This window comes from Micromonospora sp. NPDC000668 (assembly GCF_042897975.1).
Taxonomy (GTDB): Bacteria; Actinomycetota; Actinomycetes; order Mycobacteriales; family Micromonosporaceae; genus Micromonospora.
In genome coordinates this window covers 484,526-500,735 of the sequence record NZ_JBIAYP010000004.1, presented here as the reverse complement: position 1 = coordinate 500,735, position 16,210 = coordinate 484,526, and the positions used below count along the sequence as shown (strand labels likewise).

At 73.3% G+C, this 16,210-nt stretch carries 16 protein-coding genes; 11 read left to right on the top strand and 5 right to left on the bottom strand.

Annotated elements, in window-relative coordinates; translation table 11 throughout:
- Window positions 1-289 precede the first annotated feature (289 nt).
- Complete coding sequence (locus ACFY29_RS23110; protein WP_386989449.1) at window positions 290-1,111, top strand: inositol monophosphatase family protein; 822 nt, start codon at window positions 290-292, stop codon at window positions 1,109-1,111.
- Between the two features lie 154 nt (window positions 1,112-1,265).
- Here the strand turns inward: ACFY29_RS23110 and ACFY29_RS23105 are convergent, their stop codons facing one another.
- Window positions 1,266-1,784, bottom strand: coding sequence for a LytR C-terminal domain-containing protein (locus ACFY29_RS23105; RefSeq protein ID WP_355608497.1), 519 nt, complete (start codon window positions 1,782-1,784; stop codon window positions 1,266-1,268).
- A 435-nt stretch (window positions 1,785-2,219) separates the two neighbouring features.
- Here ACFY29_RS23105 and ACFY29_RS23100 point away from each other — a divergent pair, with 435 nt between their 5' ends.
- Window positions 2,220-2,516, top strand: a complete 297-nt coding sequence (locus ACFY29_RS23100) for a DUF4193 domain-containing protein (protein WP_007075406.1) — start codon at window positions 2,220-2,222, stop codon at window positions 2,514-2,516.
- Between the two features lie 120 nt (window positions 2,517-2,636).
- The gene (locus ACFY29_RS23095; RefSeq protein WP_328424891.1) at window positions 2,637-3,437 is read left to right on the top strand and encodes a hypothetical protein; all 801 of its coding nucleotides are present in this window, start codon (window positions 2,637-2,639) and stop codon (window positions 3,435-3,437) included.
- Window positions 3,438-3,485: 48 nt separating this feature from the next.
- Here ACFY29_RS23095 and ACFY29_RS23090 read toward each other — a convergent pair whose 3' ends face one another.
- A complete protein-coding gene (locus tag ACFY29_RS23090; RefSeq protein ID WP_386989446.1) occupies window positions 3,486-4,019 on the bottom strand; it encodes a DUF3093 domain-containing protein in 534 nt (177 codons plus the stop codon).
- Window positions 4,020-4,102: 83 nt separating this feature from the next.
- Between ACFY29_RS23090 and dut the strand changes: the two genes are divergently transcribed.
- The 4 genes from dut to ACFY29_RS23070 all read left to right on the top strand — a co-directional run bounded on the left by dut (window position 4,103) and on the right by ACFY29_RS23070 (window position 6,540).
- Window positions 4,103-4,639, top strand: a complete 537-nt coding sequence (dut, locus tag ACFY29_RS23085; RefSeq protein ID WP_355608402.1) for a dUTP diphosphatase — start codon at window positions 4,103-4,105, stop codon at window positions 4,637-4,639.
- Window positions 4,640-4,664: 25 nt separating this feature from the next.
- Window positions 4,665-5,336, top strand: coding sequence for a DUF3710 domain-containing protein (locus tag ACFY29_RS23080; RefSeq protein WP_355608404.1), 672 nt, complete (start codon window positions 4,665-4,667; stop codon window positions 5,334-5,336).
- A 114-nt stretch (window positions 5,337-5,450) separates the two neighbouring features.
- Window positions 5,451-5,831, top strand: a complete 381-nt coding sequence (locus ACFY29_RS23075) for an OB-fold nucleic acid binding domain-containing protein (RefSeq protein ID WP_328424899.1) — start codon at window positions 5,451-5,453, stop codon at window positions 5,829-5,831.
- A gap of 25 nt (window positions 5,832-5,856) precedes the next feature.
- Window positions 5,857-6,540 (top strand): DUF3159 domain-containing protein, encoded by a 684-nt coding sequence (locus ACFY29_RS23070; RefSeq protein WP_355608407.1) that lies wholly within the window; start codon window positions 5,857-5,859, stop codon window positions 6,538-6,540.
- Between the two features lie 14 nt (window positions 6,541-6,554).
- On the opposite strand, the gene ACFY29_RS23065 is transcribed toward ACFY29_RS23070, so the two are convergent.
- Both ACFY29_RS23065 and ACFY29_RS23060 read right to left on the bottom strand, forming a co-directional pair.
- On the bottom strand, window positions 6,555-7,244 hold the full coding sequence (locus ACFY29_RS23065; RefSeq protein ID WP_328424903.1) for a TrkA family potassium uptake protein: 690 nt from the start codon (window positions 7,242-7,244) through the stop codon (window positions 6,555-6,557).
- 3 nt (window positions 7,245-7,247) lie between these two features.
- Window positions 7,248-7,913, bottom strand: coding sequence for a potassium channel family protein (locus ACFY29_RS23060; protein ID WP_386989441.1), 666 nt, complete (start codon window positions 7,911-7,913; stop codon window positions 7,248-7,250).
- A 162-nt stretch (window positions 7,914-8,075) separates the two neighbouring features.
- Here ACFY29_RS23060 and ACFY29_RS23055 point away from each other — a divergent pair, with 162 nt between their 5' ends.
- The 4 genes from ACFY29_RS23055 to dxs all read left to right on the top strand — a co-directional run bounded on the left by ACFY29_RS23055 (window position 8,076) and on the right by dxs (window position 14,710).
- A complete protein-coding gene (locus ACFY29_RS23055; protein ID WP_386989921.1) occupies window positions 8,076-10,184 on the top strand; it encodes an APC family permease in 2,109 nt (702 codons plus the stop codon).
- Window positions 10,177-11,448, top strand: a complete 1,272-nt coding sequence (locus tag ACFY29_RS23050; RefSeq protein ID WP_386989438.1) for a class I SAM-dependent RNA methyltransferase — start codon at window positions 10,177-10,179, stop codon at window positions 11,446-11,448. The genes ACFY29_RS23055 and ACFY29_RS23050 overlap by 8 nt, the downstream gene beginning before the upstream one ends.
- Before the next feature lie 17 nt (window positions 11,449-11,465).
- Entirely contained in the window at window positions 11,466-12,635 is a 1,170-nt protein-coding gene (locus ACFY29_RS23045) for an anhydro-N-acetylmuramic acid kinase (protein WP_386989435.1), read from the top strand.
- 128 nt (window positions 12,636-12,763) lie between these two features.
- Window positions 12,764-14,710 (top strand): 1-deoxy-D-xylulose-5-phosphate synthase, encoded by a 1,947-nt coding sequence (dxs, locus tag ACFY29_RS23040; RefSeq protein WP_328424913.1) that lies wholly within the window; start codon window positions 12,764-12,766, stop codon window positions 14,708-14,710.
- 53 nt (window positions 14,711-14,763) lie between these two features.
- On the opposite strand, the gene ACFY29_RS23035 is transcribed toward dxs, so the two are convergent.
- Entirely contained in the window at window positions 14,764-15,957 is a 1,194-nt protein-coding gene (locus tag ACFY29_RS23035) for a hypothetical protein (protein ID WP_386989432.1), read from the bottom strand.
- Window positions 15,958-16,210 lie beyond the last annotated feature (253 nt).

The following is a 16,210-nucleotide window of genomic DNA, read 5'->3' as shown; positions in this document are numbered from 1 at the left end:
GAATGACCTTCCGGAGGCGAAGAGCGGGTACGGCCGGGTCGTCCGGCACAGCGTGGGGCAACAGGCCGGGCGATGTGGTTGAGGGGCCCCCGTGTCACGGGCCGGCCGGTGGTCGGCGGTCCGTGACGCGTGGGCAGGGGTGAATTGTAACGCCGTCTGCGGCGATCATCCTGCGCCGCACGGCGTAACGGCGGTTGGGGACCGCCAATTCGGCGCAGATGTGGACTTTGTAAGGATGATACTCGCGCGTGGCCCGGAACGCCCCGGTCGTGCGGGAAGGGGACCTGGGATGGACCGTTCGGTGCCGTCAGCGCAGGAATTGTTGGCGATCGCGCTCGACGTGGCGCGGGACGCCGCGGCCACCGCGTACCGGATGCGGGTCGAGGGTGTTTCGGTTGCGGCGACCAAGAGCACGGTAACCGACGTGGTCACCGCGGCGGACCGGGCGGTGGAGCGGCAGGTGCTCGACGCGCTGCACCGGCGGCGGCCGGGTGACGCGGTGCTCGGCGAGGAGTACGGCACGGGGGACACCGGGCCGGTCGGTCCGGGCGGCGTGCGATGGATCATCGATCCGATCGACGGCACCGTCAACTACCTCTACGGGCTGCCGTACAGCGCCGTGTCGCTCGCCGCCGAGGTGGACGGGGTGGTGGTCGCCGGTGTGGTGCGCAACGTGAACACCGGCGAGGAGTGGACCGCCACGGCCGGCGGCGGCGCCTGGCGCGACGGCGTCCGGTTGCGCTGCTCCGGCGAGACCGACCTCGGGCAGGCGCTGGTCGGCACCGGCTTCGGCTACGACGCCGGCCGCCGGGCGCACCAGGCCCGGGTGGTGGCTGGGCTGATCGCCCACGTGCGGGACATCCGCCGGCTCGGTGCCGCCGCGCTGGACCTCTGCCTGGTCGCGGAGGGGCGGTTGGACGCGTACTTCGAGAAGGGCCTCGCCGCCTGGGACCTGGCGGCCGGCGGCCTGGTGGCCGCCGAGGCGGGCGTGCGGGTCAGCGGCCTGGACGGTCGCCCGCCCGGCCCGGACCTGGTGGTCGCGGCCCCGGCGGCGCTCTTCGCGCCGCTGCACGACCGGCTGGCCGCCCTGGACGCCGCCGGCGGCCCCTGACCGGGTACCCGGACGCACGGCGCGCCAGGGCCCCGGTGCCGGCCGGCGGGGACGCCGGGCGCGCGGTGATGGACGGGCGCGTGGTGGTGGACGGGCGCGTGGTGGCGGACGGGCGCGTGGTGGTGGACGGGTCAGCGCCCGCCGACGTACGCGATCACTTCTTCTTGACTGGGGCCGGGCAGGAGCCCTTGGGCGCCACCGGGGCGCCCAGGTCACCGAGGGACTGGTTCACCTCGGTGGTCGTGGCGAGCTGCTGGAAGCGGTTGCCCAGCACCACGTCGACCGTGTCGCCCTTGCGCTTCTCGTCGTAGGCTGGTTCGGCGTTGTTGAGGAAGTACGCCTGCAGCAGGTGAGCGGAGCCGACGCCCTCGGGGCCGTACTGGAGCACGGCCACCTCGTCGATCCCCTTGGGCGCGTTGCCGACCTTCTGGACCTGGAACTTGCGGTTGCGGAAGTCGTCCGCGACGCTGCCGGCCCGGCCGGCCTCGTCAGTCGCGTTCAACACGTTGATCTTGACGTCCTTGGTTTCGCGCAGGGTGACGTCGGCCAGTGGCCAGCCATCCGGGCAACCCTTGGCCGTGCCCGCCGTGCCCTGCGTGTCGCGGATCAGGGCAGTGACCACGAAAGCCAGGGCCAGCACCCCGAGCAGGCCGACGACGACGAGTGCTCGCACTCGCGCAAAACTCATCTGGGCGCTCCCGGGACCTCAGGTGGGTGGCGGCGGCCGCCAACGATCGCAGTGACCCGCCGGCCGTCGAATACGCCGCTGAGGTTAACGGTTGTCCGGCCGTCGCGTGGAAACAGTCCGACATGCCGGCGCGCCGACCGCGAACCGGGTACTACTACCCCTATCTTCGTGTCGCCTGAATCACATTGGGAACAACTTCGCGTGCAGGGGCGTACATCTCAGCCACGAGGGCGGTATACATGCCTCGCCCAAAGGGGGGGTAAGGTTCCGCGCTCGCAGGGGAGTCGCCCCAGCGGGCTCGACCCGTTCGGTCCCCGGGTCGGGTGCCCGACACAACTGGTGGCCGGCCAGCGGAACCGAAACAGCGTCGTCCGGCGTTACAACCGGAAGCGACAACATCGATATGGGAGAGTGAAACCGATGGCCACCGACTACGACGCCCCGCGTCGCGACGAGGTCGACCTCGGCGAGGACAGCCTGGAAGAGCTCAAGGCCCGGCGCGTCGACTCGCAGTCCGGCGCGGTGGACGTCGACGAGGCCGAGGTAGCCGAGAGCTTCGAGCTGCCCGGTGCCGATCTGGCCGACGAGGAGCTCACGGTCAAGGTGCTACCGATGCAGCAGGACGAGTTCCGGTGCGCCCGCTGCTTCCTGGTACACCACCGCAGCCAGCTGGCGGTCGAGCGTAACGGCGAGCTGATCTGCCGCGAGTGCGTCTGACACTCACGACACCAGCGGCGGCCTCCTGATCGGGGCCGCCGCTGCCGGTGTAGGCGTGCGGCACCTGTGGGTACCTGCTTGACTCGTAGCGGGTAGCCAGAGCACCGGGAGGTTCGACCCATGAGCGATCGAGGCGACACCACCACCGGCGGCGGCGCGGACGACCTCGGCGCCACGGTCGCGGCGTTGACCGCGGACGACATCGAGCCCGCCCAGCGCCGTCAACTGCTCACCCGGATGGTCGGGCAGGCCCGCGTCCGTGGGATCGCCGACCTGTTCAAGCCCCGCGCCGCCGTGCGCTGGATGGTCGACACCGTCGCCGAGATCGCCCCGCACATACCGGTGCGTGACCTGGCCACCCTGCGTCAGCACTTCCCCGGGTTGGATGACGACGCCCTGGCCGAGCGGTTGATCCGCAACGCGGCCCGGACCACCGCCGCGGTCGGCGCGGCCGGCGGGGGAGTCGCCGCCGTCGAGTGGACGGTCGCCCCGACCCTGCTCTCCGCGCCGGTGCTGCTCGCCGCCGAGACGGTCGCCGTGGTGGCGGTGGAGCTGAAGCTGGTCGGTGAGCTGCACGAGGTCTACGGCGTGCCGCTGGCGGACAGCGGCAACCAGCGGACGGTCGCCCTGGTGCACTCCTGGGCCACCCAACGCGGGGTCAATCCGATGGTGCCCGGCGTGGGGGTTGGCGCGGTGCTCGGCACGGCCGCCCGCAAGGAGCTGCGGGACACGCTGCTCCGGCGCTTCGGGCGCAACCTCACCACGCTCGGGCCGTTCCTCACCGGCGCCGCGGTGGCCAGCTTCCTCAACCGCCGGGCCACCCGGCAGATGGCCGACCAGCTCCAGGCCGACCTGCGCCGGCGTGGCATCGCCCGTCCGGCCCCGCCGCAGGCCCTCCCGGGCCCGCCTACCGGCACCTGAGCGGGCCACGCACGTCGGCGCTGGTGGAAGCCGCTGCCGCCGGTGCGGTCAGCCCGGCTCGCCGGCCGGGTGGTCGACGGGCGATCGGGCGTCCCGCGCGGTCAGCAGCGCCTCGGCCAGCTCCACCGGATGCCGGGTGCTCACCACCCAGAACGGGGTCGGATCGGCCGGGTCGTCGAGCACCACCTGCACGGCGCCGCCGATCCACGGCCGCTGCACCACGAAGGCGAGCGGGTCCGCGCCCACGCCGAGCACCTCACGGCGGCCGGCCGCGTCCAGCGGCACCACGTCGGCCACGAAGCGCACCGGCAGCCGGGCGTCGTCCACCCGTAGCTCGGAGTCGGCGACCGCGACCCGGATCCGGCCCAGCCACCACAGCCCGGCCGCGGCGGCCGGCAGCAGCACCGCGAACGGCAGCCAGGTGCGGACGCCGCTGGCGCCCATCCAGATCTCGACAGCCAGCAGCGCGGCGGCCAGGAGCCCGACCAGCCACAGCCACCAGGGCAGATCCAGCCGTTCGGCGTAGGCCGTGCGGGCCGCGACCGGCGACTGATCGGTGGACGGAGAGGGCGACATGCTCACTCCTGCGAGGGTACGGCGCACGGCGGCCCGGGTAACCGGCAGGATGGCAGGGTCACCCGATGAACCGGACGAAGAGGGGACCCGTGACCGACGTCGTACCCGTGCCCGTACGCCTGCTCGATGCCGAGCTGCCGCTGCCCGCGTACTCCCATCCCGGCGACGCCGGGGCCGACCTGGTGGCGGCCGCGGACGTGGAGCTGCCGCCCGGCGGCCGTGCTCTGGTGCCCACCGGCGTGGCCATCGCACTGCCGGAGGGGTATGTGGGCCTGGTCCATCCCCGCTCCGGTCTGGCGGCCAGGCTCGGCGTGACGGTGCTCAACGCGCCCGGTACGGTCGACGCCGGCTACCGGGGTGAGATCCTGGTCAACCTGATCAATCATGATCGGGAAACGCCGGCGAAGATCTCCCGGGGCGACCGGATCGCCCAGCTCGTGGTCCAGCGGGTCGCACGGGCGCGGTTCGAGCCGGTGGCCGAGCTGCCCGGGTCCCGACGCGGCACCGGCGGGCACGGCTCCACCGGCGGGCACGCCGGGCTGGTGCCGTCGCCAGCGGGTCAGGACCGGGTCGAGCAGCGGCGGGACGAGCCGGGCCGAGGGTGGACGGAAGAGGTGGCAGGGTGAGTGTGAACAGCGGAGGGTGGGCGCAGTGATCTTCTCCCGAAAGCGGGCCGGTGCCGGACGGCACACCCGCGACGAGCGGACCACCGAGGTCGGCGGCCAGGGGGTCGAGGAGTCGACGCCGGCGCTGGAACGCGGCCCGTACGACGTCTCCGAGGTCAACGACGACGTACAGCGCCTCGACCTGGGCAGCCTGCGCATCCCGGCGATCGCCGAGGTGGAGGTGCGGGTGCAGGCCGACCCGCAGGGCGTGATCCAGCAGGTGGTGCTGGTGCACGGGGAGAACGCGCTGCAGCTCGGCGTCTTCGCCGCCCCCCGGTCCGAGGGGATCTGGGACGAGGTGCGCGAGGAGATCCGCCAGTCGCTGCTCCGCGACGGTGCCACCGCCCAGGAGGTCGACGGCGAGTACGGCCCCGAGCTGCACGCTCAGGTGAGCACCCCGGACGGCCCGACGAACCTGCGGTTCGTCGGGGTCGACGGGCCGCGCTGGATGGTCCGCGGCGTGTTCCAGGGCCCGGTGGCCACCGACCCGGCCAGTGCCGGTCCGCTCGCCGAGTGCCTGGACGGCCTGGTGGTCGACCGGGGCCAGGAGGCGAAGCCGGTCCGCGAGCCGCTGCCGCTGCGCCTGCCCCAGGAGATCGCCGACCAGGCCGGAGCCGAGGCCGAGGGCGCCTCCGCCGCCGAGCCCCGCCAGGTCTGATCCACGCGCACCGGCCCGCCGGAACCGGCCCCGTCGGCGTACGCTGGCGGGACGGTTCCGGCGTCGCCGGTGCCAGCCGGGGACGGTGAGCGTGGAGAGGGTGACGCGGAGGTCATGACGACCGACGAGAGCAGGGTGTCGCTGCGGCGCATCCTGCAAAGGTTCACCGCCAGCGAGGCCGAGATCGACGCGCAGGAGCTGCGTCGGGAGAGCGCCGAGTGCGGCAGCGTCCCGGCCCAGCAGTGCTCCCGGGGCCAGGTGGTCTCGGTCGCCGGCCGGCTGCGCACCGTGGTCTACACGCCGCGGACCAACCTGCCCACCCTGGAAGCCGACCTGTACGACGGCAGCGACGTGGTCACCCTGGTCTGGCTGGGCCGGCGGCACATCGCCGGGATCGAGCCGGGGCGGCACCTGACCGCACGCGGCCGGGTGGCGATGCGCGACGACCGCAAGGTCATCTACAACCCGTACTACGAGCTGGACTCGCCGAAGTGACGGCGCTGCGGACGGAAGGTCGGCGATGACCACGGGACAGCACCGGGCGGCACAGCCGGAGACCGGCCCTCCGGACGACGAGCGACTACCCACGATCGCCGAGCAGATGGCCGACCAGCTCGGCGGCTGGCGGGGGCTGGTCGAGTCCAGCATCCCGGTGGTGGTCTTCGTGGTCGCCAACATCATCGGCGAGCTGCGGCCCGCGGTGATCGCCTCGATGGCCGTCGCGTTGCTGATCGCCGGGCTGCGGCTGGCCCAGCGCCGGCCGATCCGGCACGCGGTCAACGGGCTCTTCGGCGTCGGCATCGGTGCTGCCATCGCCTGGCGTACCGGCGACGAACGGGATTTCTACCTTCCCGGCATCCTCTACGGCATCGGCTACGGCATCGCCCTGCTGATCTCGGCGGCCATCCGGCAGCCGCTGGTGGGCTGGATCTGGTCGGTGCTGGTGGCCAAGGGTCGCGCGGAGTGGCGGGACGACCCGAAGCTGGTGCGTACCTTCACCCAGCTGACCGTGCTCTGGGGCGTGGTGTGGCTGGCCAAGGTGGGCGTGCAGGCCGGGCTCTACCTCGCCCATCAGGACACCGCGCTGGGCGTGGCCCGGCTGGCGCTGGGCTACCCGCCGTACGCGCTGCTGCTGTTGATCACGGTCTGGACGGTGCGCCGGGTCACCCGGGAGCCGCAACCGACCCCGCTGCCCGGCGCCTGAGCGCCCCCCGCGGCTCAGCGTGAGCCGCGGGTCCGTTCGACGCTGTCCGGCCCGAGGATCACCGCGCGGACCTGGTCCTCCACCTCGGCGGTGCAGACGAAGACCAACTCGTCGCCGGCCTCGATCGGGTCGTCCGGGCTGGGCACCAGGACCCGCTTGCCGCGCAGGATCGCCACCAGAGCGGCGTCGCGGGGCAGCGGCACGGCGTGGATCGGCTGACCGACGTACGGCGCGGTCGGCGGCAGCGTGATCTCGACCAGGTTCGCCTCGCCCTGCCGGAAGGTCATCAGCCGGACCAGGTCGCCGACGGTGACCGCCTCCTCGACCAGCGCGGCCATCACCCGCGGCTTGCTCACCGCGACGTCCACGCCCCACTGCTCGGTGAACAGCCACTCGTTCTCGGCCCGGTTGACCCGGGCGACCACGCGGGGCACCGCGAACTCGGTCTTGGCGAGCAGCGACACCACCAGGTTGACCTTGTCGTCGCCGGTCGCCGCGACCACCACGTCGCAGCCGGCGACGTTGGCCTCCTCCAGGCTGGCCAGCTCGCAGGCGTCGGCCAGCACCCACTCGGCGGACGGCACCCGCTCCGGGCGCAGCATCTTCGGCTGGCGCTCGATCAGCATCACCTGGTGGCCGTTCTCGATCAACTCCTGGGCGATCGAGCGACCCACGTTGCCGGCGCCCGCGATGGCGATCCGCATGGCTCAGTGCCCCCCTTCCGGCGGTGTCGCCGCCACCGACGTGACCGTCGCCACGATGTCGTCGCTGACCAGCATGAAGACCTGGTCACCCTCCTGCACGACGGTGGAGGCGGTGGGCAGCGTGCCGATGCCGAAGCGGATCAGGTAGGCCACCCGTGCCCCGGTCGCCTCCTCCAGCGTGCGTACCGGCCGGCCGATCCAGTCCTTGTGCAACGGGACCTCGACGATCGACACCGTGCTCGTGGGGTCGCGGAAGATCTCCACGTTGCCCTCCGGCACCAGGTGCCGCAGCATCCGGTCGGCCGTCCAGCGCACGGTCGCCACGGTGGGGATGCCCAGCCGCTCGTAGACCTGCGCCCGGCGCTGATCGTAGATACGTGCCGCGACCCGGGACACGCCGAACGTCTCCCGGGCCAGCCGGGCGGAGATGATGTTGGAGTTGTCTCCGCTGGACACGGCCGCGAAGGCGTCCGCCCGCTCGATGCCGGCCTGCCGCAGGACGTCGCCGTCGAAGCCCGCCCCGGTCACCGTGATCCCGGCGAAGTCGGGGCCGAGCCGACGGAAGGCGTCGGCGTCCTGGTCGATCACCGCCACCGAGTGCCCCCGGGACTCCAGGCTGTGGGCGAGGGTCGACCCGACCCGGCCACATCCCATGATCACGACGTGCACGCTGTCCCTCCCAAGGTGCGTACCGCTCCCGCTTCCGGTGGCCTTCGGTGCGAGCCTGCCACGTCCGGGTCGACAGCGGGGACCGACCGTACCCCGTGGCCTCGGCCAGCCGTGATCGCCCACCCCCGCACTCTTGCCGTGGTGGTCGTAGTCTTGGCGTTCGTGGCCAGTCCCACCTCGCTGCTGAAGCGGCTGCTCGTCGGTCGACCGTTCCGGTCCGACCGGCTGCAGCACACCCTCCTGCCGAAGCGCATCGCGCTGCCCGTGTTCGCTTCCGACGCGCTGTCCAGCGTCGCGTACGCGCCTGACGAGATCCTTCTGACCCTCTCCATCGCCGGAGCCTCCGCGTACGTCTTCTCGCCGTGGATCGCGCTGGCGGTGGTCGTGGTCATGCTGACCGTGGTCGCCAGCTACCGGCAGAACGTGCATGCCTACCCCTCCGGTGGCGGGGACTACGAGGTGGCCACGGTCAACCTCGGCCCGAAGTTCGGCGTCGGCGTGGCCAGCGCCCTGCTGGTCGACTACGTGCTCACGGTGGCGGTGTCGGTCTCCTCCGGCGTGGCCAACCTCGGCTCGGTGGTGCCGTTCGTGGCCACCCACAAGGTCATGATCGCGGTGGCGGCGGTGGTGCTGCTGAGCGCGGTGAACCTGCGCGGCCTGCGCGAATCGGGCACCGCGTTCGCCATCCCCACCTACGGCTTCGTGATCGTGATGGGCGGGATGCTGCTCACCGGGCTGGTCCGGGTCTTCGTACTGGGCGACGAACTCCGCGCGCCGAGCGCCGATCTGGTGATCCAGGCCGAGCACAGCGTGACCGGTTTCGCGCTGATCTTCCTGCTGCTGCGGACGTTCAGCTCGGGCGCCGCCGCGCTCACCGGAGTCGAGGCGATCTCCAACGGGGTGCCGGCGTTCAAGGCGCCGAAGAGCCGCAACGCCGCCACCACCCTGCTGCTGCTCGGCACCATCTCGGTGAGCATGCTGGTCGGGATCATCTGGCTGGCCCGGCTGACCCACCTGCAGTTCGTCGAGGACCCGGCCCTCCAGATCGTCTCCGGCCCCGAGGGGTACGTGCAGAAGACCGTCACCACCCAGCTCGGCGAGACGGTCTTCGGCTCCGGGTCGATCCTGCTCTACGTGGTGGCCGGGGTGACCGCCCTGATCCTGTTCCTGGCCGCGAACACCGCGTTCAACGGCTTCCCGGTGCTCGGCTCGATCCTCGCGCAGGACCGTTACCTGCCCCGGCAGTTCCACACCCGGGGCGACCGGCTGGCGTTCTCCAACGGCATCGTCTTCCTCGCCGTCTTCGCGATCGTGCTGATCGTCGGCTTCCAGGCCGAGGTGACCCGGCTCATCCAGCTCTACATCGTCGGGGTCTTCGTCTCGTTCACCGTCTCCCAGGCCGGCATGATCCGGCACTGGAACCGGCACCTGCGGACCGAGCGGGATCCCGAGGCGCGCCGCCGGATGCACCGGTCCCGGGCCATCAACACGTTCGGCATGGGCCTGACCGGCACGGTGCTGGTGATCGTGCTGGTCACCAAGTTCCTGCTCGGCGCCTGGATCGCGATCGCCGCGATGGCGGTGATCTACGTGTTGATGCTGGGCATCCGCCGGCACTACGACCGGGTCGCCCAGGAGTTGACCCCGCCGGACGAGGGTCGTGCCGTGCTGCCCGCCCGTAACCACGCGATCGTGCTGGTCAGCAAGCTGCACCAGCCGACCCTGCGGGCCATCGCGTACGCCCGGGCCACCCGGCCGGACACGTTGACCGCGGTGACGGTCAACGTGGACGACAAGGACACCCGGGACCTGCAGGCCGAGTGGGAGCGGCGGGAGATGGCCATCCCGCTCACCGTGATCGACTCGCCGTACCGGGAGATCACCCGGCCGATTCTGGACTTCGTCGCCTCCACCCGCCGCAAGTCACCCCGGGACGTGGTCACCGTCTTCATCCCGGAGTACGTGGTCGGACGCTGGTGGGAGAACCTGCTGCACAACCAGAGCGCGCTGCGCCTCAAGGGCCGCCTGCTCTTCGAACCGGGGGTGATGGTGGTCAGCGTTCCGTGGCAGCTCGCCTCGACCGCGAGCAAGAACCTGGACCGGTTGGACGCCACGCTGTCCCGGACCCCGGCGCGCGGCCCACGGGTGGCCCCGCGCGGCACCCTGCCGCCGGTGGTCTCCGCGCCGGCAGGCGAGAGCGGACCGGTCGACAGCGGACCGGTCGACAGCGGGCCGGTCGACAGCGGGCCGGTCGGGACCGGCCGTGACTGAGCCGGACGTGCGGGCCGTGACACCTCCGCCGCCGAAGAGTGGGCTGGCCGAGGCGGAGCTGGTCGAGCTGACCGTTGACGCGATCGCCCCCGGCGGGCACTGCGTGGCCCGGGTGGACGGGCAGGTGGTCTTCGTCCGGCACGCGCTGCCCGGCGAACGGGTGATCGCCGAGGTCACCGAGGTGCACCGGGGGTTCGTCCGGGCCGACGCGGTCACCGTGCTGGAAGCCTCCCCGGACCGGGTCGAGCCGCCCTGCCCGTACGCGAAGCCGGGCGCCTGCGGTGGCTGCGACCTGCAACACGTCGCCCCGGACGCGCAGCTGGCGTGGAAGGCCGCCGTGGTGCGCGAGCAGCTTGTCCGCCTCGGCGGGCTGACCGACGCCGAGCTGGACCAGCTCGGCGTCCGGGTCGAGGCGCTGCCCGGCGGGCTGCTGGGCTGGCGCTCCCGGGTCCGTTACGCGGTGGACGCCGCGGACCGGGCCGGCCTGCTCAAGCACCGCTCGCACGAGGTGGTGCCGATCGACCGCTGCCGCATCGCCCACCCCGCCATCCAGCAGCTGCCGGTGCTCACGCCGACCGGCGCGCTCTGGCCGGCCGCCGAGGCGGTGGAGACCGTCGCCAGCAGTGGCGGGGACGTGACCGTCGCGGAGGTCCGCGACGGGGTGGCCAGCCCGGTGAGCGGGCCGACCCTGGTCCGCGAGGTGGCCGCCGGGCGGGACTGGACGCTGCCCGCTTCCGCCTTCTGGCAGGTGCACCCGGCCGCGGCGGACACCCTGTCCACGGCCGTGCTGGAACTGCTCGACCCGCGACCGGGTGAGCTGGCGTGGGACCTCTACGGCGGTGCCGGGCTGTTCGCCGCCGGGCTGGCCGCCCGGGTCGGTGCGACCGGCCGGGTGACCCTGGTGGAGGCGGCGCCGCAGGGCGTCGCCGCCGCCCGGGAGAACCTGGCCGACCTGCCCAGGGTCGAGGTGGTGTCGGCCCGGGTGGAGACCGCGCTGGCCCGCCGACGGATCACCGGCCCGGTCGACGTGGTGGTGCTCGACCCGCCGCGCGCCGGGGCCGGCGCCCCGGTGGTCCGCGCGCTGGCCGCCGCCGGCCCACGGGCGATCGCGTACGTGGCCTGCGACCCGGCGGCCTTCGCCCGGGACGTGCGCACGTTCGCCGAGCTCGGTTGGCGGCTGACCGCGCTGCGCGGCTTCGACCTGTTCCCGATGACCCAGCACGTCGAGTGCGTCGGGCTGCTCCTCCCGCCGGCCGGGCACTAGCAGGGGAGCCGTCCTCCATGCGGATCGTCGGGTTGATGTCCGGAACGTCGTACGACGGGGTGGACGTGGTGGCGGCGGAGTTCACGGCCGAGGGGGACACCCTGTGGCTGCTTCCGCTGGGGCACCGCGGCCTGGACTACGACGAGCGGCTGCGCGCCGAGATCGCCGCGCTGCTGCCGCCGGCGGCCACCACCATCGAGGCGGTCTGCCGGCTCGACAACCGACTCGGCGACGTCTTCGCCGAGGCGGCGGCGGTCGGCCTGGAGCTGGCCGGCGGGCGGGCCGACGTGGTGGTCTCACCCGGGCAGACGGTCTTCCACTGGGTCGCCGACGGGGTGGCCCGGGGCACCCTGCAACTGGGCGCGGTCGCCCGGGTGGCCGCCCGGGTGGGCGTACCGGTGCTCAGCGACCTGCGCTCGGCGGACATCGCCGCCGGCGGGCAGGGCGCGCCGCTGGTGCCGGCCTTCGACGCGTTGCTGCTGGACCCGGCCGACGGCGCCGCCGCACCGCGCGCGGCGCTGAACCTCGGCGGCATCGCCAACCTCACCGTGGTCGCGCCGGGGGCGCCGGTGCTCGGGTACGACGTGGGCCCGGCCAACGCCCTGCTGGACGCGGCGGCCCGGCGCTTCCTGGACCAACCGTGTGACCTCGACGGCGCCCGCGCGGCGGCCGGCCGGGTGCATCCGGGCCTGCTCGCCGAGCTGCTGGCCGAGCCGTACTACGCGGCGGCGCCGCCGAAGTCCACCGGCAAGGAGTTGTTCCACGCCGGCTACCTGGACCGGCGGCTGGCCGCGCTCGGCGAGCCGGTGCCGGTGGACGACCTGCTGGCCACGCTGACCGAACTGACCGCGCGGGTGGTGGCCGCCGAGTGCGACCGGCACCACGTGGTCGAGGTGGTCGCCGCGGGCGGTGGTGTGCGCAACCCCACCCTGCTGGGTCGGCTCGCGGCGCTGGGCGCCGGCCGGTGGCGGCTGCGGGGCACCGAGGAGCTGGGTGTGCCCGCGCAGGCCAAGGAGGCGTACGCCTTCGCGTTGCTCGGCTGGCTGTCCTGGCACGGGCTACCCGGGTCGATCCCGTCGGTGACCGGCGCCACCCGGGGTGTGGTGCTCGGCTCCTGGACCCCGGCGGGGCCGGCGTACCCCGGCACCCCGGCCGACCCGCCGCGCCGGCTGCGAATCCGGTCCTGACCAGGCACGTGGCCGATCGCTGCGGGCCGGGCCGGCCGGGGTCTGACCAGGCGCTCAGCTGGCGGGCGTGGGTGTACCGGCCTCGGCCCGGGCTGCGGAGTACCGGAGGGCCGATAGACTCTCCGGTCATGAGTGTTGAAGAGGACACGGCCAACCACGGCCGGCTGCTGGCGACGGTGCGCGGTCCGCAGGACGTCAAGCGGATGTCCGGCGAGGAGCTGGACGTCCTCGCCGCCGAGATCCGGGACTTCCTGATCGCCAAGGTCTCCCGTACCGGCGGGCACGTCGGTCCCAACCTCGGTGTGGTCGAGCTGACGCTGGCCATGCACCGCGTCTTCGACTCCCCCCGGGACCGGCTCCTGTTCGACACCGGCCACCAGTCGTACGTGCACAAGATCCTCACCGGGCGGCAGGCCGGCTTCGACAAGCTCCGCCAGCGCGGTGGCCTCTCCGGCTACCCCAGCCAGGCAGAGAGCGAGCACGACCTGATCGAGAACTCGCACGCCTCCACCGCGCTCTCCTACGCCGACGGCCTGGCCAAGGCGTACGCCCTGCGGGGCGAGGCGCGCAGCGTGGTGGCCGTGGTCGGCGACGGCGCGCTCACCGGCGGCATGTGCTGGGAGGCGCTGAACAACATCGCCACCGCCGGCAACCCGCTGGTGATCGTGGTCAACGACAACGGTCGCTCGTACGCCCCGACCATCGGCGGGCTGGCCGACCACCTCTCCTCGCTGCGGCTCAACCCGGGCTACGAGAAGGTCCTCGACACGGTCAAGGACGCCCTCGGCTCCACGCCGCTGGTCGGCCGGCCGATGTACGAGGTGCTGCACGCGGTCAAGAAGGGCATCAAGGACGCGGTCGCCCCGCAGGCCATGTTCGAGGACCTCGGCATCAAGTACGTCGGCCCGGTGGACGGGCACGACGTGGCGGCGGTCGAGTCGGCACTGCGCGCGGCGAAGAACTTCGGCGGCCCGGTGATCGTGCACGCGGTCACCCGCAAGGGCTACGGCTACCGCCCGGCCGAGGAGGACGAGGCGGACTGCCTGCACGGCCCCGGCAGCGCCTTCGACGTGGAGACCGGCGCGCTGCTGGCCGCCCCCTCGGTGAAGTGGACCCACGTCTTCGCCGACGAGCTGCTGGCCGTCGCCGACGAGCGGCCGGACGTGGTGGGCATCACCGCCGCGATGGCCGAGCCGACCGGCATCGCCAAGCTGGCCCGCAAGTACCCCGAGCGGGTGTACGACGTGGGCATCGCCGAGCAGCACGCCGCCACCTCGGCGGCCGGGCTGGCGCTGGGCGGCCTGCACCCGGTGGTCGCGGTCTACGCCACCTTCCTCAACCGCGCCTTCGACCAGGTCCTGCTGGACGTGGCGATGCACAAGCTGCCGGTGACCTTCGTGCTGGACCGGGCCGGCATCACCGGCCCGGACGGCCCCAGCCACTACGGCATCTGGGACATGTCGGTCTTCGGCGTGGTGCCCGGGCTCCGGATCGCCGCTCCTCGGGACGCCGCCACGCTGCGCGAGGAGCTGCGCGAGGCGGTGGCTGTCGACGACGGCCCGACCGTGGTGCGCTTCCCGACCGGCGCGGTCGCCGCGGACCTGCCGGCGCTGCGCCGGGTCGGCCCGGTCGACGTGCTGGCCGAGTCGGCCCGTACCGACGTGCTGCTGGTCGCCGTCGGCTCCTTCGGCCACCTGGGCATGGAGGTGGCCGCCCGGGTCGCCGAGCAGGGCTACGGGGTCACCGTGGTCGACCCCCGGTGGGTCCGCCCGATCCCGGCCGAGCTGGTCGAGTTGGCCGCCGGTCACCGGCTCGTGGTCAGCGTCGAGGACGGCGTCCGGGTCGGTGGCGTGGGCGACGCGCTCGGCCAGGCGATGCGCGACGCCGATGTCCGCGTGCCGCTCAGGGATCTGGGCGTACCGGCTGACTGGCACCCGCACGGCACCCGCGCGCAGATCCTCGCCGACCTGCGCCTGACCGCCCAGGACGTGGCCCGTGACGTCACCGGCTGGATCTCCGGCCTGGACGGCACCCCGGTCCAGCTGACCGCAACCGACGCCCCGGCCCAGAACTGACCCCTGCGCGACGGCGGGCGTCCCCTCCGGGGGCGCCCGCCGTCGCCGTGTAATCAGCGGGGGGTTATCGAGCGGTAGTGAGTCTTGTCGGTGCCGGCGAGGCTGAACGTCTGGGTGCGGGGTGGTTCGGGGACGACCACCAGGCCGGGGCGTTCGACCAGCACTGGGGTGCCCGGCGGGACGGAGAGTGAGCTGTCCCGGGTGGCCCGCCAACTGAGTACCACCAGCGGCTGGCCGGGCACCGGCAGTTCGTACGTCTGCAGAGGGGTGGCCCGGTCGGCCGGCGAGACCACCGGCGCGCTCCCGTCCGCGGGGCGGTAGACCACTGCGGTCATCGTGCCGGCATCGGTGTCCCAGCTGAGCTGCTGCAACTCGGCGGCCTCGCCGCCGCCCAGGGCGACCTCGCCGAGCGAGCGGACCGTGAGCTTCGCCATCGGCCAGGACGTCGGCACCGAGCGCGGTGCGTCCCGGTCGCCGATCCGGCGCGGAATGCTGCCGAACGGACCCCGGTCGCCGGCCAGCACACAGGTGTCCAGGCCGGTGAGCGCCCGCCGGCCGGTGCCGGACTCGTCCCGCACCAGCGGATAGCGCGGATCGGCGGTGCCGGTGCCCAGGTCGAGCAGCCGGTCGGCGGCTCGGCCCCGGGGCAGCGACTCGGTGGCCCGCAGGGTCGCGGTGACCGGGACCGCCGTGCAGGCCGGCACGTCGACCGGAGCGCTGAGGCCGTCGGCGACGGTCAGCGCCCGGCCCTGCGGCCCGAGCAGCTTCTGCACCCGGGCGGACACCAGGTAGCGCCGGCCGCCAGCGGTCTGCACCGGCAGCACGTCGGAGTAGACCAGGTAGCCGGGGTCGGTGTACTCGGTGGCGCGGGTCACCGCGTACCGGTCGCCGTCGCGGGTGAGTTGCAGCAGCCAGGAGGCGCTCTCGCCGGGCACGTCGGCGGCGACCAGGGCAACCGGGGTGCCGTCGATCCGGCCGGAGAAGAGAATGCCGGACGAGGGCAGGTGCGCCCGGTCGTCGACCGGCGACCGCCAGTCGCGTACCACGTCGGTGACGGCCGCCGTCACCGCGGCGTCGGCGGCCAGGTCACCCCGGGGCGGCCACACCGCCAGCGAGCCGTCCAGGCTGTCATAGCCGACCCGCAGGTCTTGTGGCTTCCGGTCGGCGACCGGACCGCACGCGGTGCCGGCCAGCAGCGCACCGAGCAGGACGGCGAGTGTCCAGCCGTACCGGCGGCCTGGCATCACCTGATCCGCCCTCCGATCGCCTCGCAGTCGCTGTCGGAAAGCGCCATAGTACGAGATGTCCGACGCGACGCCTCCGGTGGCCGCCGGTCCACCCACCACAATGGACCTCACCGGGGCTTTAGTGCCCTTTCGAGCCTCGGGTAGACTCCGCCGACTGTGACGCCTGCCGAGTCCCGCGCCCTGTCCGCGCCGCACCCGGAGGCGGCGGCCGGCCCCGACGAGACAGTGAGCCATCGCACTCCGGCCTCCGCGC

Excerpts from the sequence above, each read along its gene's own strand:
- ACFY29_RS23110 (WP_386989449.1), top strand. The coding sequence starts at position 290 with ATGGACCGTTCGGTGCCGTCAGCGCAGGAATTGTTGGCGATCGCGCTC.
- ACFY29_RS23100 (WP_007075406.1), top strand. The coding sequence starts at position 2,220 with ATGGCCACCGACTACGACGCCCCGCGTCGCGACGAGGTCGACCTCGGC.
- ACFY29_RS23095 (WP_328424891.1), top strand. The coding sequence starts at position 2,637 with ATGAGCGATCGAGGCGACACCACCACCGGCGGCGGCGCGGACGACCTC.
- ACFY29_RS23075 (WP_328424899.1), top strand. The coding sequence starts at position 5,451 with ATGACGACCGACGAGAGCAGGGTGTCGCTGCGGCGCATCCTGCAAAGG.
- ACFY29_RS23070 (WP_355608407.1), top strand. The coding sequence starts at position 5,857 with ATGACCACGGGACAGCACCGGGCGGCACAGCCGGAGACCGGCCCTCCG.
- ACFY29_RS23065 (WP_328424903.1), bottom strand. The coding sequence starts at position 7,244 with ATGCGGATCGCCATCGCGGGCGCCGGCAACGTGGGTCGCTCGATCGCC.
- ACFY29_RS23045 (WP_386989435.1), top strand. The coding sequence starts at position 11,466 with ATGCGGATCGTCGGGTTGATGTCCGGAACGTCGTACGACGGGGTGGAC.
- dxs (WP_328424913.1), top strand. The coding sequence starts at position 12,764 with ATGAGTGTTGAAGAGGACACGGCCAACCACGGCCGGCTGCTGGCGACG.